Source organism: Methylomonas sp. 2BW1-5-20 (genome assembly GCF_052474515.1).
Genome location: NZ_CP184127.1, coordinates 818779 through 834658 on the forward strand (window position 1 = coordinate 818779; position 15880 = coordinate 834658).

The 15880-nt window shown below is 50.9% G+C and carries 15 protein-coding genes and 2 pseudogenes; 8 read left to right on the forward strand and 9 right to left on the reverse strand.

Annotated elements, in window-relative coordinates; genetic code table 11:
• The first annotated feature begins 13 nt into the window (after positions 1 to 13).
• Together ACH50O_RS03755 and ACH50O_RS03760 are read left to right on the forward strand one after the other, a co-directional pair.
• A complete protein-coding gene (locus ACH50O_RS03755; RefSeq protein ID WP_446810707.1) occupies positions 14 to 1762 on the forward strand; it encodes an NAD-dependent malic enzyme in 1749 nt (582 codons plus the stop codon).
• A 64-nt stretch (positions 1763 to 1826) separates the two neighbouring features.
• Positions 1827 to 2345: a YgjV family protein gene (locus ACH50O_RS03760; RefSeq protein WP_446810708.1), complete on the forward strand. Its 519-nt coding sequence runs from the start codon at positions 1827 to 1829 to the stop codon at positions 2343 to 2345.
• Between the two features lie 144 nt (positions 2346 to 2489).
• Here ACH50O_RS03760 and ACH50O_RS03765 read toward each other — a convergent pair whose 3' ends face one another.
• The 5 genes and pseudogenes from ACH50O_RS03765 to ACH50O_RS03785 all read right to left on the reverse strand — a co-directional run.
• On the reverse strand, positions 2490 to 2996 hold the full coding sequence (locus ACH50O_RS03765) for a hypothetical protein (RefSeq protein ID WP_446810709.1): 507 nt from the start codon (positions 2994 to 2996) through the stop codon (positions 2490 to 2492).
• A gap of 31 nt (positions 2997 to 3027) precedes the next feature.
• Positions 3028 to 3414: a hypothetical protein gene (locus tag ACH50O_RS03770; protein WP_446810710.1), complete on the reverse strand. Its 387-nt coding sequence runs from the start codon at positions 3412 to 3414 to the stop codon at positions 3028 to 3030.
• Positions 3415 to 3495: 81 nt separating this feature from the next.
• A complete protein-coding gene (locus ACH50O_RS03775; RefSeq protein WP_446810711.1) occupies positions 3496 to 3840 on the reverse strand; it encodes a hypothetical protein in 345 nt (114 codons plus the stop codon).
• Between the two features lie 196 nt (positions 3841 to 4036).
• Positions 4037 to 4678 (reverse strand): zinc-binding dehydrogenase, encoded by a 642-nt coding sequence (locus ACH50O_RS03780; protein ID WP_446812107.1) that lies wholly within the window; start codon positions 4676 to 4678, stop codon positions 4037 to 4039.
• A 51-nt stretch (positions 4679 to 4729) separates the two neighbouring features.
• Positions 4730 to 5089, reverse strand: a pseudogene (locus ACH50O_RS03785) (alcohol dehydrogenase catalytic domain-containing protein); the annotation flags it as partial.
• Positions 5090 to 5162: 73 nt separating this feature from the next.
• Here ACH50O_RS03785 and ACH50O_RS03790 point away from each other — a divergent pair.
• The 4 genes and pseudogenes from ACH50O_RS03790 to ACH50O_RS03805 all read left to right on the forward strand — a co-directional run.
• A complete protein-coding gene (locus ACH50O_RS03790) occupies positions 5163 to 6674 on the forward strand; it encodes a phenylacetate--CoA ligase family protein (protein ID WP_446810712.1) in 1512 nt (503 codons plus the stop codon).
• Between the two features lie 306 nt (positions 6675 to 6980).
• Complete coding sequence (locus tag ACH50O_RS03795; RefSeq protein ID WP_446810713.1) at positions 6981 to 9374, forward strand: EAL domain-containing protein; 2394 nt, start codon at positions 6981 to 6983, stop codon at positions 9372 to 9374.
• A 465-nt stretch (positions 9375 to 9839) separates the two neighbouring features.
• On the forward strand, positions 9840 to 10508 hold the full coding sequence (locus ACH50O_RS03800) for an HD-GYP domain-containing protein (protein WP_446810714.1): 669 nt from the start codon (positions 9840 to 9842) through the stop codon (positions 10506 to 10508).
• A 327-nt stretch (positions 10509 to 10835) separates the two neighbouring features.
• A pseudogene (locus ACH50O_RS03805) lies at positions 10836 to 10940 on the forward strand (IS630 family transposase); the annotation flags it as partial.
• A 297-nt stretch (positions 10941 to 11237) separates the two neighbouring features.
• Here the strand turns inward: ACH50O_RS03805 and ACH50O_RS03810 are convergent.
• From ACH50O_RS03810 to ACH50O_RS03820, 3 genes are all read right to left on the reverse strand, one after another.
• The gene (locus ACH50O_RS03810) at positions 11238 to 11762 is read right to left on the reverse strand and encodes a PepSY domain-containing protein (RefSeq protein WP_446810715.1); all 525 of its coding nucleotides are present in this window, start codon (positions 11760 to 11762) and stop codon (positions 11238 to 11240) included.
• Positions 11763 to 11805: 43 nt separating this feature from the next.
• A complete protein-coding gene (locus tag ACH50O_RS03815) occupies positions 11806 to 12438 on the reverse strand; it encodes a LuxR C-terminal-related transcriptional regulator (RefSeq protein ID WP_446810716.1) in 633 nt (210 codons plus the stop codon).
• 105 nt (positions 12439 to 12543) lie between these two features.
• Positions 12544 to 13293, reverse strand: coding sequence for a flagellar brake protein (locus tag ACH50O_RS03820; RefSeq protein ID WP_446810717.1), 750 nt, complete (start codon positions 13291 to 13293; stop codon positions 12544 to 12546).
• 340 nt (positions 13294 to 13633) lie between these two features.
• Between ACH50O_RS03820 and ACH50O_RS03825 the strand changes: the two genes are divergently transcribed.
• Entirely contained in the window at positions 13634 to 14152 is a 519-nt protein-coding gene (locus ACH50O_RS03825; protein WP_446810718.1) for an REP-associated tyrosine transposase, read from the forward strand.
• Between the two features lie 55 nt (positions 14153 to 14207).
• Here the strand turns inward: ACH50O_RS03825 and ACH50O_RS03830 are convergent, their stop codons facing one another.
• Positions 14208 to 14681: a hypothetical protein gene (locus ACH50O_RS03830; protein ID WP_446810719.1), complete on the reverse strand. Its 474-nt coding sequence runs from the start codon at positions 14679 to 14681 to the stop codon at positions 14208 to 14210.
• 37 nt (positions 14682 to 14718) lie between these two features.
• Between ACH50O_RS03830 and ACH50O_RS03835 the strand changes: the two genes are divergently transcribed.
• Positions 14719 to 15878, forward strand: a protein-coding gene (locus ACH50O_RS03835; protein ID WP_446807918.1) for an IS3 family transposase whose coding sequence is annotated in 2 segments (ribosomal slippage) — positions 14719 to 14992 and positions 14992 to 15878 — 1161 coding nt in all. Because the reading frame shifts where the segments join, the coding sequence is not laid out codon by codon here.
• Positions 15879 to 15880: the final 2 nt, after the last annotated feature.

Here is a 15880-nt window from a genome sequence, read left to right on the forward strand (position 1 = left end):
TCAAGGAACCTTAATGATGACGCTAAGCGATTATTTCGACTACCGGCTAGATGCCGACGGTAATAAATATGTGGAGGTTTCGATTCGAGGCGTGAGCTTGCTGCGGCTGCCGGCTACAAATAAAGGTACCGCGTTCAGTGTGCAGGAACGTATCGAACTGGGATTGGACGGCTTATTGCCGCCGCAAGTCACCGATCTGGAACAGCAACTCGATCGCTTGTATACCAATTATCAACGACAGGCGAACGATATTTCCAAGTATCAGTTTCTAAGGGCTCTGCAGGAGCGCAACGAGGTGCTGTTTTACGCGCTGCTGGAGCGGTATTTGGAAGAAATGGTGCCGATAGTCTATACCCCGACCATAGGCTTGGCGGTACAGCAATTTAGTTTGAATTTTACCAGCACCCGCGGCTTGACCTTTTCGACGGCCAATATCGACCGCGCCGAAACGATTTTGAAAAATTACGTCCTGCGCGACATCCGCATGATTGTGGTGACCGATTCTTCGTCGATTTTGGGTATCGGCGATCAAGGCATGGGCGGGCTGGCGATTTGCATAGGCAAGCTCGGACTCTATACCGTCGGCGGCGGCTTGTGTCCTTTTCAGACTTTGCCGGTCAATCTGGATGTGGGCACCAACCGCACCGAGCTACTGGACGACCCGTTCTATTTGGGCGCGCACGAAAAACGCCTGCACGATCAGCCGTATTTCGAATTGGTCGATAAATTTGTCACGGCCGTGCAGAAAGTCTGGCCGAAAGCGATTATTCAATGGGAAGACTTTGCGAAAAACGTCGCGTTCGACCTGTTGGCAAAATATAAAGACAGGGTGTCTTGCTTCAACGACGATATACAGGGTACCGGCGCGATGGCCTTGGCCGGCCTGCTGTCGGCTTGCCGTATAAAAGGCGAAACCCTCGCACAGCAAACCGTGGTGGTGGTGGGTGCTGGCGCCGGCGGCTTTGGCGTGGCCTGCGCCATTAAGAAAGGCATGCTGCGCGAAGGTTTGAACATGGAGCAAATCCTGCAACGGATTTTCGTCGTCGATGCTCACGGTTTGGTGGTGAAGGAAGCCACCACCGAGACCTACAAATTACCGCTGTCGCATACCCAGGCAAGTTATCACGACTGGGACATTCCGGACGATAGAGTTCCGGACCTACTGGAGGTAGTTACCCACGCCAAACCGACGGTATTGTTGGGGTTGACCGGCGTGCCGGGATTGTTCACCGAGACCGTGGTTAAAACCATGGCGGCAAACCACGCTAACCCCGTTATTTTTCCCTTATCCAATCCCACGGCCAATTGCGAGGCGACGCCGGAAGATATATTTCAGTGGACCCAGGGCACAGCGATGGTGGCAACCGGCAGCCCCTCGGCGGATGTCGAATATCAGGGCCGTCGCTATCCGATAGGGCAGGGCAATAATGCTTTTATTTTTCCGGGCTTGGGCGTAGCCGCCGTTTTGGGCGAATGCAGCCGTATCAGCGATGCGATGGTTTTGGAGTCGGCGTATGCCTTGGCGGATTACATGGCGCAACACAGCATGGCGGCCAGCCTGATATTTCCGCCGGTCGGCGATCTGAAAAAAGTCAGTCTGCATGTCGCCGCCAAAGTTCTGGCTGTGGCGCTGGAAGACGGTTCCGCGACTCGACAGGACTTAAAAGGTATCGATTTGCCGGCCTACGTCGAAGCCAATCTCTGGAAAGCGGAGTATGCGCCTTTCAAATATTCCGGCGCATCGGCGGAAGCCACTGTTTGAGCCGTTTGATGCGGGCTGAATCCGCTTGCCAGTCCTTATGGTAAGGTCTCACAAGGCTTAGCATTTGCAACTGGATGCGGTTTACCTGAATCTCGCCTATCTGATCGGCGGGGTTGGCATTATGGTGGAATGGCGGGCTTATTGGTTGTCCGGCGGATTGGCTTTTCGGCGCTGGTCCGCTGCCGGCGCCTTGCTCTGGGCGGTTCAGTATCTGTTATTGGGCGCCTGGACCGCCGGCTTGACCATGGCCAGCACCGCGCTACGTACCGTAATGTCCGGCCGTTTGGAGAAAGGCATGTATAAGCGGTGGGTTGCGGCAGGTTTTGTGGCCTTGTTTACCGGGTTGACGGCGTTTTCCTGGCAAGGACCAGTCTCGTTGCTGCCTGCCTTTGCCGTAATCAACACCACGTTGGCTTTGTTTTACCTGAATAATCGCAATATGCGTATCGCGCTGTTGGCGTCCAGCGTGGCGTGGATTGGCAACGATTATATTTGGCAGGCTTGGCCGGCCTTGTTGGCCGAGAGCGTGGCGATGGGCATCAATCTGCGGACTATTCGCAAGCTTTATGCCGGCCAGTTTTAAAGAGCGGACACTAGTACGTGGATAATTTTTGGGTATTCGATGTGATAAACGGCCACTTTGCGACATTCAGGATTTTTTAGTATCTGGCAGCAATAAGGCAGTCAGCTGTCGTTTAACGAATAGGATAACATGACCGGCTGCTGGTTAGGCGGCAACCGTCGCACGAAGGGGATAGCCATATGCTTGCTGATAAATGCGGCGCAGCAGATTGGATACCTTTATTGTCTCCTCAGATAGAAGAATGTCTAAATCCTGCCGCCGGCCTTCATGGAGCATCTCACTTCTCAATGCGTAAGCCTTGTCGAGTTGAACCCATGCGGCTTCTTCTCCAGGTAGCCACTGGGCACATAAGCGCTTCAAGGCCTGACGCACCGATTCTCGTTTAAGTTGACGCAGCCGTCCTTCGAGTGAGTGCATTAGGTTAGATGGGATAGTTGATGCCGCCGCAAGTCTTGTTACGAGATCATCGACCACTGCTGCAACCTCTGGACCGAGATGCTCCTGCACGGCCAACGGTTCAAGCGCCGACACAGCCATGACAAACCTCGCTCTGTCATTGGATTCCAGTGCCGCTGCCACGAAGAGCTCCATGGAAAGTAGCAGTCTGCGATCATGGAGTGGAACAGCGAGAGCCTTGGTGAGTTCATTCAAAACTACGTCTTGTGGCCATGATGCAAAGCCTTCACCCCCAAAAACCAAACCCGGCAGAGACAGTTCGATCGAAGACCGTAGGCGGTTCGTGAGAGTGATAGTTCAAGCGCAAGCCAAAATTCAGGCTAACTGTCGTCAGAAGTAATGCCTGAGCGGTACGCATGCCTGCGTCTTCAGCCTCACTCGCAGTGGGAAATGCGTTGACTTCAATCTGATATCGCTTCCCTCCCTCCCACTCAAGCGTGCGGCCGGACTCAATAGTTGCCAGCGTACCGTCGTCGAAGAGAAGAGTGACATTTTCTAGACCACCGATGTGCTCCGCTCGCTGAACCTGAAACACCAGGCGGGCTCCGTATTTTCGCCTTTGGTCTCGGGCGAGAATGAGCTTGCGTTCTTCTGGAGGTGGTTTGCGTGGCATGAATAGCGACCTAGAGTAGAAATAAGCGGCTTGCGCGGCTCTTCGCGCAGGTCCGCACGACTGCCGGGTTAAGCATCGGCGTCACAGTGCCTTGAAGATTACCATGACAGAAGAAAGCGGCGTGGTGTTTGTGAACGTATGAAGCGTTGGGCCGTGGGTATTTTCTTCGCGCATTTCGATCTCGCCGGTATCGTGGTTGTACGAGAAGGCATAGCGTTTGCCGCTGATATATACCCACAGAACGTTCTTAGTATCGCCGCCGTGCGCCATGACTTTGATTGCTTTGTCATCGTCCTTGCGCCACAGAATGGCACCTGCGAGAGCCAGCGCGATTTCCTTCACATTCCCTGCATGGTGGTCAGCGCGCGCCATGACACCACAGAGGTACTGCCTAAGTTCTTCAACTTCAGTGACCGTCAATGCCATTGCTTATTTCCTCCGTGATGAGATGCCCAACTAGTGATTAGAAAGTTCTGTATATCCACCGCAGCCAGTAGATCTGGCCGATAAACAGCAACTAGCAGTCATTGAATCAGATTTGACGATAGACAGCAATGGGTCGCATTTTGCCGATCCAAACCATAATTTACTAATTGTCTATGACTGCTTTTGGTGATTTCTATTACGTGCATGCCGGTGACTTTGTTGTGCAATTAGATCTTAGGCGTTTGAGCGGTAGGCAATTTTCAGGCCGTAACAAAATTTTTCTGACCCCGGCTCGCCCGGCGTGCTCGAAAGCCGCAAGTCCGTCTTTTAGCGGGTAATGGCCGTCTATCATGGTTTCCACCGGTAGCTTGTTCTCCGCCAATAGCGTTAAAGCCTCGGCAAACGGGCCGCAACGTGAGCCGATGACGTTGATTTCGTTAACCACCACTTTGCTTAAATCCAGCGCCGCGTCAGCGGCAAAAGTGCTTTTTAAAACCAATGTGCCGCGCGGTTTGACGATACTTAGCGCTTGGCTGAATCCGTCGGCGTTTCCAGTGGCATCAACGACGCAGTGGAAGCTATTGTCGGCGATCTCGCTAGTTAAACCTGTAGCGAGCGCCCATTGTTCGGGTAAGGCCAAAGAAGTTGCCGACCGACCCAACAGCGTGACCTGGTATCCAGCCAGATTCAACACTTTGGCAATCAATAAACCCAAACGGCCAGGGCCCAAGACCGCAATCTCGGTGGCCTTTAGTCCGGCTATTTGTTGGACGACGCGGAGAGCGGCGGCCAAGGGTTCGGTAAAGACGGCGGCCTGATCCTCTACCGTGTCGGGCACCGCAAACAGATTGGCTACCGGCAGGCTGAAATAGTCGGCGAATACGCCGTTTTTGCCGCGTATGCCCAATACTTTACGCTTCAAGCAATGTGCCGGGCCATCGTCGCGGCAGTTAGCGCAATCGTTACAACCAATGTTGATAGAACCGACCACGCGCCGGTGCAGCTACTCTTGGTCCTTGTCGTCCGCAACCGCCAATACCGTGCCGACGAACTCATGGCCGAGAATGCCGGAAAATCCGGCATAACCTTTTACCAGTTCCAGATCGGTGGCGCAGATGCCGGCCAGGCGTAATTCAATCAACGCTTCGCCCGTGGTCAATGCCGGAGCGGCAATATCGTCGCGATAACTTAGAAGTTGGTCGAATGTCAGGGCTTGCATTGGTCCGGTTGGGAAGGAAGTCGGGAACATTAGTGGTTTACAACAAATTCAAACCCAGAGTATATCTACTACCCTGGATTTAGCGTATTTTCAGGTGACTCAAATGACTCTTTCGTCTATGGCGGCTTCGGTAGCCGCTTTTCAGCATTTTTTGACCACGCCGTTGGATACTTTGCTGGCCGGACCGCAATCCGTCAGCGCCGAGGACCAGATTTTGGCTTTATTTAGGCGCTGCGCGGCCGAGGTTCCGGCTTATCGGCAGTTTTTACAAGCCAGCCAAATCGATTCGGACCGAATTGAATCATTTGTGGATTTTCAGCGTTTGCCTTTAATCAATAAGGCTAATTACATGCAAGCCTATCCGCTGCCTGAGCGTTGTTTCGGCGGCAGCCTGCGCGGAGCGGATAGAGTGGCGGTGTCCTCCGGTTCGACCGGCTTGCCGACCTTTTGGCCGCGTTCGGCTGAATACGAATTGGACGTGGCGGTGCGTTTCGAGCAAGTATTCACGGACAGTTTTCGGGCCGATAAACGCAGCACGTTGGCGGTGGTGTGTTTTGCGCTAGGTAATTGGGTAGGCGGATTGTTTACCACGTCTTGTTGTTGGCATTTGGCGCGCAAGGGTTATCCGATGCTGGTGGCAACGCCCGGCAATAATAAAGCCGAAATCTTTCGGGTGGTGCGCGAGTTGGCGCCGCATTTCGAGCAGACCGTGCTGCTGGGTTACCCGCCGTTTGTGAAAGACGTGATCGATGCCGGCGCCGCCGAAGGCATAGACTGGGCTCAATTCAAACCCAAGCTGGTTTTCGCCGGCGAAGTATTTAGCGAGGAATGGCGCAGTTTGCTGGCGCAGCGTATCGGGTCCGATTCGATTTGTTTCGATTCCGCGTCGCTATACGGCACCGCCGACGGCGGCGTTTTGGGCAACGAAACTCCGTTCAGCATCGCAATCCGACGTTGGCTGGCGCAGCGGCCGGAAGCCGCTCGCGTCTTGTTCGGCGAATCGCGCTTGCCGACGCTGGTGCAATACGACCCGCATAGCCGATTTTTTGAGGTATACCGGGATACCTTGGTGGTATCCGGCGAGAATAGCGTGCCGTTGTTGCGCTATCACATTGCCGATAAGGGCGGTGTATTGAGTTATACGCAAATGTGGGATTTTTTGCGGCAGCATGGGGTAGGGTCGGTCCGGGAGTTAGGGTTGGATTGCGATTTTCAAGCGCGCAATTTGCCGTTCGTTTACGTATTTGGCCGGGCGGATTTTACCGTGTCCTATTACGGTGCCAATATTTATCCGGAAAATGTGACGGTGGGGCTGGAGCAGCCGGATATCACGCCATGGGTGACCGGTAAATTTGTGCTGCAGACCCGTGAAAGCACGGATGGGGACAAGGCTTTGCATATCGCGGTGGAATTATTGCCGGGTGTGGCGCCGGAACCGGCGATGGAGCCGACGATAGCCGCTGCCATCCGTCAGCAATTGCTGCGCTTGAATAGCGAATTTGCCAATTACACCCCGGTCGAGCGGCAATTGCCGAACGTGACTCTGCATTCCTTTGCCGATCCGGATTACTTTCCGGCGGGGGTGAAGCATCGCTATACCCGGCGATCGGACTAACAGAGGCCGAAGCGCCTTCGGTTTCGCGACACCGCCGCTTGCCGGAAGCCGAGGGAGGGCTCAATATGCTGCGGAATCGTGGGCTGGTTTCCTGTCGGGTTTTACAATTGCGCCGAGCACCGCTGAAATCCACACAGATCAACACTGTTACAAAATTTCATAAAGATTTAAATTTTTTCGAGTGTTATCTTGGCCGGCCAACTAGATGTCGAGCATCAGCAAAACCGGCATTATCGACGACAGCAAGACAAGATGACAGAGCAGACAAATACCGCCGTTCAAACAATTCTGGTGCGCCAATAAGCTATGGATAAGCATTTTCACGCCGATTTTTACGGCTTTGTCATCGATAGCGAGCAAGGACTTAGCTTTGCCGGCAAACCTGTCGGTCTGCACCCGAAAGAATTCAAAATGTTGCTCGAACTGGTCAAACAAGCCGGCAATCGGGTATCCAAGGAAGACTTGATCAGCCGCGTCTGGAACAATGTCCCGACGTCGGACGAAAGCATTTCCCGTTGCCTGTCGATTTTGAAATCGACCCTGCGCCGCGTAAGCCCCGGTATCGAGTCCCTGATTAAAACCGAATACGGCCAGGGTTATCGTTTTATCGGGCAGATCGGCAAGCCCGCGACATTTGTTAATGAAGAGAATTTCTTTTTATTGATCAATGCGACGCGTAACTTGATCATCTTGAAGGACGAGCAAAGCAGATGGCAGATCGCAAATAACGCGACGCTGGAGCTATACGGATTACTCGGCAAACCTTGGCAGGGTAAGACCTGTAGCGAATTGGCGGCGCTGTGCGACGAGCGTTACCAAAGCTATTTTGCGGCGTGCACGGAAGCCGACGAACGGGCTTGGCAGACGCGTCAGTCCGTGGAGTTGATCCGTAGCGTCGTTTCACAGGACGAGAATAATCAACAAAAACGGGTGTTCGAAATCGTTAAAACCCCGTTATTCGAGGCCAACGGCAGCAGGAAAGCGCTGATTGTGCTGGGCCAGGAGATTACAGATCGTCTGGAAAACGAGCGCCAAGGCCGGTTGATGAGCCGGGTGCTGTCTAATAGCGACGAAGCAGTGCTAATCAGCGATCAAGACAATAATATCGTCTACGTCAACGACGCGTTTACCCGGATAACCGGCTATACCTTGGCCGAGGTCATGGGGCAAAATCCGCGTATCCTGGCCTCGCATCGGCATGATCACGAGTTTTATGAAGCGATGTGGCAACAGCTTCTTAAGGAAGGGACTTGGCACGGCGAGATTTGGGATAAACGCAAGAACGGCGATATCTATCCGAAATGGTTGAACATCAGTACCGTTCACGATGGCGACGGCCGTATCTGCAATTATGTGGCTATTTTTAGCGACATTTCCAAGCGCAAAGAAGACGAAGCCTTACTGCTGTTTCTGGCGTATCACGACCCACTGACCAAGTTGCCCAACCGTTTATTACTGCGAGACCGTTTTATCCAGGCAGTCGGCGTCAGCGAACGCCACGACTCCGGTTCGGTGGCGCTGCTGTTTCTGGATCTGGATCAGTTCAAAAATATCAACGATAGTCTCGGGCATGAGGTCGGCGACCGCCTGCTGATCGCAGTGGCTAAACGTCTGGAAGCGCATGTGCGGGAGATCGATACCGTTAGCCGTTTGGGCGGCGACGAATTCGTGGTGGTGTTGACCGACATGCCTAATACGCCGGCCATCTCGCATGTGGCACAAAAGATTTTGGATCACCTCGGCGAAGAATTTGAAATCGACGAATACCGGCTGACGTCCACGGCCAGTATCGGCGTCGCGCTCTATCCGCACGACGGCGATAATTTCGAGACCTTGTTAAAACTTGCCGATACGGCGATGTATCATGCCAAGGATTGCGGGCGTAACACTTATCGGTTCTATACCGACAAAATGAATGTCGATGCGTTGGAACGGCTGCGGATGCGCAACAGTCTGGCGGCGGCGCTGATCAATCACGAGTTTGTTTTACATTACCAGCCGCAATTTGACCTGATTAGTTCGCGCTTGGTCGGTTTCGAGGCCCTGATTCGCTGGAATCATCCCGAGTCCGGACTGCTGCCGCCTCATAAATTTATCCCGATTGCCGAAGAGACCGGCCAAATCGTTCCCATCGGCGAATGGGTGATACGCGAAGCTTGCCGCCAAGCCAAATCTTGGCAGCGGCAAGGCTACGGCCCGGTCAGGATCGCGGTGAATTTGTCTTCAATGCAATTCAAACGCGGCGATATCATCAAGATGATTACCGATCTGACCGACGAGCATGAACTGGATCCGCAATATATCGAACTGGAACTGACCGAAACCATCATGCTGCAAGATATCGATTACATTTTGGATATCGTCGAGAAATTCAAGTCCTTGCGTTTCACGTTGTCCATCGACGATTTCGGTACCGGATATTCCAGTTTGGCTTACCTGAAACGCTTTCGCGTCGACAAACTGAAAATCGACCAGTCGTTTATCCGCAATCTGGAAATAGATCGTCACGATCTGGCGATCGTACGCTCAATTATCCAGCTGGCTCACGGCTTTGATATGCATACTATCGCCGAGGGCGTCGAAACTCAGGGCCAACTTGACGTTTTGCTTCGAGAAGGCTGCGAAGAAGGGCAGGGTTATCTGTTTTCCCACCCGCTGGTGGCCGATCAAGTGGTCCGCTATCTAGAAAAACTTTCCTAATGCCGGATAGGAGCGCTGTTAACGCAGCTTCGCCAACGCACGTCCATTAGAAATTTCCTAAAGTAATAGTAATTACGATCTACTACCGAACTCTGTGTCAGAGGCAATTCCTCGGAAATATTGGCTTTTCCTAAACTTGTCAATATTTATCGATAGTTGAGCTTGCAACTTTATTCCTGTACATTCGATAATGTAATGTTTTCGTAAGGTTTGTATGCGGGGAAACGTCTTGCGCGACCTACATTTATTTCAATCGGCCAGTAAATTCAAACCGGCGATCCGCCTATTAAGATTGAGCGGGATATTGGTTTTCAAGGTACTTAAACCGGGCGGGTGGGAATATGCCAAACGATATTCTGGCAATTGCGCCGGCGCATTTCCAACTTTCCAAGGTTAAGATTTCGATATGAACTTACGTGGCGGCATTTCGCAAATACCCTGTTTAAAAACAGATGCTTATAACATATGTATTTGCCCCAATTAGCGAACATGGTGTTCAACGACAATCTCAATGGGCAGGCGGAACAATGCGCCGTTGAGTTGTTGAAAACCCAAGACGACATTCTTGAAAGCTTGGGCATCGCTGACGAATTTAAGGATTTGGATAGCCATGCCCACATGCAACGTGTGGGACAGTATGCGGCCCATATCGCCAAATCCATGGGATTAAGCGATCAGGCGGTCCGCGAACTGCTGGTCACCGCGCCGTTGCACGATGTCGGTAAAATCGGCGTACCCGATAAGGTGCTGTCAAAGCCGGGTAAACTCGATGCAATCGAGTGGGAAATGATGAAGCAGCATACTACCCATGGCTATAACCTGCTTAAGGGATCCAACAGCCGGTTATTGAAAGTGGCGGAAATAATTGCACTTAGCCATCATGAGCGCTGGGATGGCCGTGGTTACCCGCAAGGTTTAAGGAATACGGAAATTCATTTGTATGGCCGGATTACCGCAATTGCTGATGTATACGACGCCTTGACCATGGCGCGTCCGTATAAAAAAGCCTGGTCGCACGATCAAGCGGCCGCGCTGATCGCTGGCGGCAGAGGCACGCAATTCGACCCGGAGTTGGTGGATGTATTTCAATCGATCCAAAACGATTTCTTATCGATATCCAAAAGTGATTTTTGATCTATAGATTCGGACATCATTAATCCGGCCGTAAAGACGGACCTTCGCCACACGAAAAGCCTACAAGATTTATCCAAAAAATTCCAAATCGGCGGCCAGCCATGAAAAATTATCGATATTCAATATGTAACGGATAGCGTTGCTGTTGGTTCGGGGCTGTTTTTCTCTTAGAAACTGAACGTCCCGCTTCTTATCAATATTGGTGTTCCGTTCGGGCTGAGTTTGTCGAATTCTGAGCGGGCAAGCCTTTCGGCTCGTGCAAACACTATTTGTAGAAAAGGCCCAATAAAGTTTGAACTTTAATGGTCTAAGTTTTGTTCGCATGGCATGGACAAAGAAGACGCAAGAAAACATCCCCTGACGCAGGTGCACGAAAGGCGAAAGCAAGTGGTGCGATTGCATAAAAAAGGCTACAAAGTCATGATGATCGTTTAACTGACGGGACTCACCTATCCGACGGTACGAAGTGTAGAAGTGTAATTGATCTTGCCCCGGTTTGGCGAAAACTCGATAACTCGACTAAGAGAGTAATATCTAACCCCGAGGAAAATCATGAAAGCCCAAAACGAAGTCAATTTTCAACCGGTATCAACACAACCTGGGAGAAACACCGGCAGGCGATAGTTTTTGATATCAACACCTAACTTGGCGAGTCGGCTTGGTTGCTGCAGGGCTCTCTTTGCGAGAGCCCCTGCGATAAGGTTTTTGTTAGAACGGCAGGATTGGCGTTTAACGTTTTTCGTCAACCTCTTCTCCGATTTCCCATTCCTCGGTAGCGGATTCGATGATTTTGCCGCTGGCGGCGTCCACTTCAATTTTGGTTTCTACGCCTTTGTCGTTGACGATGTCGAATTCATACGACGAGCCGCCGTTTTCCTCGACTTCGTATTCGACTTCCTCAATCTTGCCAGGGTTGGCTTTTAGCGCAATCGCCGCCGCATCTTCCTCGGTGACTTTGACATTCTTTTTGAATGCCTGGCTATTGGGGTCGGCCACTTCAGATTCTTTTTCGGTCAGCTTGCCGCTGTCTGCATCGCACATGAACTCCCATTCCTGACGGTTGTTGTCGCGCAATTCCAGTTCATAGGCGCCTTTGCCGGCGACCGTTAGTTTTTCCAGTTTGACAAGTTCGCCCGCTTTGTCCTTTTTAACTGCTTGAATGCAGTTTTCCAGGCCCGAGTCGGCGGCGACGGCAACAGCGGACAGAACGCCGAAACCGGCCAATACAGATATTGTTAACAATGACTTTTTCATAAGCAACCTCGCAAAAAAAGGAAAAATTCCCAAACAACGGGAATCATACCCTTCTATCAAGGATCAGGCCATGGCTAATTGCAAAGTTTTTTATATCTTCCCGGTTTTCAAGAACCAGTTTAAGCTTGAGCTGGGTTTGGCAATTGGAAACCGTTTTGCTGCTGATGCCCAGTTTCGAGGCTATGGCTTGCAAGGAGCAGCCTTCGGCTAGCAGACAAAACACATCGAACTCGCGCGAGCTGAGCGAGATGAACGGATCAAGTTGTTTTTTTATTTGCCGCATGGCTAATAGCTGGGCAATGCCTTGATCCAAGTAATATTCGCCTTGAACAATCTTGCGGATGATTTCGGCCAACTTTACCGCGTCGGGAAATGAAGCCAACAAGCCCATCACGCCGGCCCGCATATAGGCAACTGCGTCGACACTTGAATGGCTAAGCACGACCATAAATTTACACGCCGGAGCAATGGGCCTTATTTGATCGATCAGGTCCAGATTGTCCTGCAATGCCTTATCGCCGTTCATCAGAGCAAGGTCGAAAGCTGTAATAGTCATCGATGCTGGGGTATTAAAGTCGGCTGGTACCGCGACGATGCTCTGTTTTTCAAGCTCGACCGGATTAATCCCAATTCCTGCAAACCCGCATTGGGGTATTAATAGTCTGATGACTGACACGATAACTTTGCCTATTCTTATAAAATGGGTGTAACTATGAATCGCAGCCGTTGTGGCATGGAAGGTGTTTTTCGTCGGTTGCTCGCAGAAAAGGGCGTGTCAGCTCTAATGACTTTCAATGTTTTTTAGCATCCGTTCTATGGATTGCATGTAGATCTGCACGCTGCTTTCAAAGGCCGGCGAAATGGAGGTAAATTGAAAACCTATCCGATGGGTGGTGGTTATCGTGTTGGTTTTAATGTCAACGCTGTATTTGGCGCGCAGTCCGATGTCGGCATGGTGATGTTCGTGGTCGTGCAGGAATAAGGTACAACTCGTCGCCTCAATAGACATTAAATTGGGTTGTAATTCGTGATCAGGATTGGATAGGGCCAGACCGCACAAACCGATATCCATCAGCTTGAAGGTTTTTGTAAGGGAAGATTGCAGACCATCCTCGTCGGTTACGTTAAAGCTGCACTGACAATAGGTGCCTACATGCGATTGCGGCACTTTCACCCGGTAATAATTGCGCCGTTGCCGCCAATGCAGCTTATCCGGCAAGGGCATCATTAACACCGCGCCATGCTCGCTTTGCGCCAGTTTGATGTTCCCCCCTTGAAACGCCGCTTCTATCCCATCCACCTGAGTGAAGAAATGCACATGCTTGGTCAGTAACAAACGGTCCGTCAATTCTTTCGTCGGTGCAATGTCTATCGCCAAGGAATTATGCTTAAGGTCAATTTGCACGATAGCCGTTAAAAACGATTGATTATTCGCACCGTAGCGAGCGGACAAAATGCAATTGCGCCGCTGGATTTCCGTTAGATAATTAACGATTTGTTTCTGGTTAAAAATCGCGTAGTCGTCTTCCATCGATAGTGATCATCGGTTTTGTAAATATTCGGAAAATATACGTTAAAAACCGGATTTTTGCTGGCTAGAAACTGGGAGTATTTAATTTTTAATGTTGAGAAGTGTAGGTCAGGGTGCGCGACTAAAATATGGGGCACTGGAAGAGCTTCTGTGGGTGACTTATGTAGGTCACGTTGGCGCGATACGACTGCATGGATGCAGGAGGTAGGGCAGCGCAGGAGCAGTTGCCGAGCGGCTACGTGACGAATAGAAGCCAAATTGTCAGGGAACGCTAGTGCGCACCCTGACCTACGCATTGGCAAATGTCCAAGCAACTCCTGATAAGAAACTGCCAACATCAATGACCAACATCCGCAGATACCCCGCAGACAACCGGCCGATTTTCATTACGGCGGTTTGTTATCGGCGACAACCGATACTCGCCGGCGTATCCGAAAAGGCGTTGTTGTTAAGCGTGATACGGGAAGTCAAAGCAAATATGCCTTTCCGGATGTTAGCCTATGCCATTCTGGATGACCATTTCCATTGGCTTATCTTGCCGGATCCAGATAGTGACATTTCCAGTATCGTGCAATCGGTAAAACTGCGTTTCACCCATCGTTGGAAGCGGGATCACAATGCCACCCAACCCGTCATGCTTTGGCAGCGGCGATTTTGGGATCATCTGATTCGCGATATCGACGACCTGCACCGGCATACGGACTACATCCATTACAATCCGGTCAAACACCGGTTGGTGTCTAATCCGGCGGACTACCCTTGGTCGTGGTTTTTGGCTCACCACGCCAAGGGGCGCTATCCAAAGGGTTGGGGCGTTCAGCACCCGCCCGACAGCATAAAAGCTTTGAATTTTGAGTGAACCGGATTTCGTAGGTCACGTTGTCGCGATACGACAGCAATAATGGCAGATTGTGTTACCAAAGTTCCTCATTTTCTGGTGCCGCCTCTTCTTTCGATATACCTGCCCATAGTTCTAACTTTCGAAGGGAGGAAAAAACATCTCGTCCAAACTTGGAAAGTGACCAATATTCATATTTATCAGTTACCGAATGTTTTTTACTGGATGGTTCCATCAAACCTAAGCTTAAGAAATCAGAAAGCCAGTGTTTGATGTGATTTGTGGGAACTGGCCATTTACTACGATAACCAGGTTTAGCTAGAGCCAGGGCAATATCGGTGCCAATATTCTCTAATGAGTTCTCTACTTGTAGGCTCGGAGCAATAGCCTCAAATATACGAAGTAGTGTCGTCGGCTCTGGGTCAGACCATTTATCTTCGTACCACACATATAAATTCACATTGTTATTGCTTAGGACTTTTACAACTTCTCGGTATTCATCATCTTTCTTTGACGAGTCTTTCTGATCTTGCCCTGATCTATCGGACACTCGGCTAAGAGAGTAATCTCTAACCCCGAGGAAAATCATGAAAGCCCAAAACGAATCAAAGATCCCCGTTGTCCGCAACAAATATACCGCGCAGTTTAAAGAACAAGCCCTGGAGCGTGCCGACAAGGATGGCATCCCAAAGGCGGCCAAAGATTTAGGGCTCGCCGAATCGATGCTGTACAACTGGCGAGCCAAGCGTCGCCAAACAGGACAGCCCTTCGAAGATCAAAAGCTACAGCAGGCCGAAATGGCGCGGCTTAAACGAGAAAACACCCGCCTGGAAGAGGAAGTCGCCTTTTTAAAAAAGGCGGCAGCGTACTTTGCCAAACAGCCCAAGTGAAGTACGCCATGATCAAAGCTAATGAAGATCAATTCCCTGTGGGACTCATGTGCCGCCTGTTAACGGTCTCACGGAGTGGCTACTACGACTGGAAGTGCAGGCCACTTTCCGATAGAGGCGAAGCGAATAAATGGCTAGCCAATGAGATTAAACGTATTTTTGAGGATGAGAAAGGCCGTCCTGGTTCACCCAGAATTACACAGCGACTACAAGACGAAGGAAAATCAGCAGGCCGACACCGGGTAGCCAGGATCATGCGAAGCCATGGCTGGAGAGCGAAGGCGGCTAAGAAATACAAAGCCACAACGAACAGCAACCACTCGTTACCGGTCGCCCCGAATCGGTTGGAACAAAACTTCACGGCAGACGGCCCCGATCAAAAATGGGTATCGGATATCACCTATATTTGGACGGAAGAAGGTTGGCTGTATTTAGCGGTGGTACTTGAGCTTTATTCACGTCGAGTGATCGGTTGGGCCATTTCCGAACGGATGACGGCAACGTTGGTTTGTGATGCCCTGATCATGGCGTTATGGCGTCACCGAATGCCTAAAGGCGTCATTGTCCATTCGGATCGAGGCAGCCAGTATTGCTCTGCCGCCTACCAGAAGCTTTTCACCAAACACCAATTGATTTGCAGCATGAGCAAGAAAGGCGATTGCTATGACAACGCCGCCATGGAAAGCTGGAACCACAGTTTTAAAGTCGAGGCGATTCATGGCGAACGGTTTTTAACCCGATCAGCCGCCAAGTACCAAGTGTTTGAATATATCGAAGTGTATTACAATCGAAAAAGGCTTCACTCCAAATTAGGCTATATCAGCCCGGAAAATTTTGAAGCTAAAAAAGTCGCTTAGTT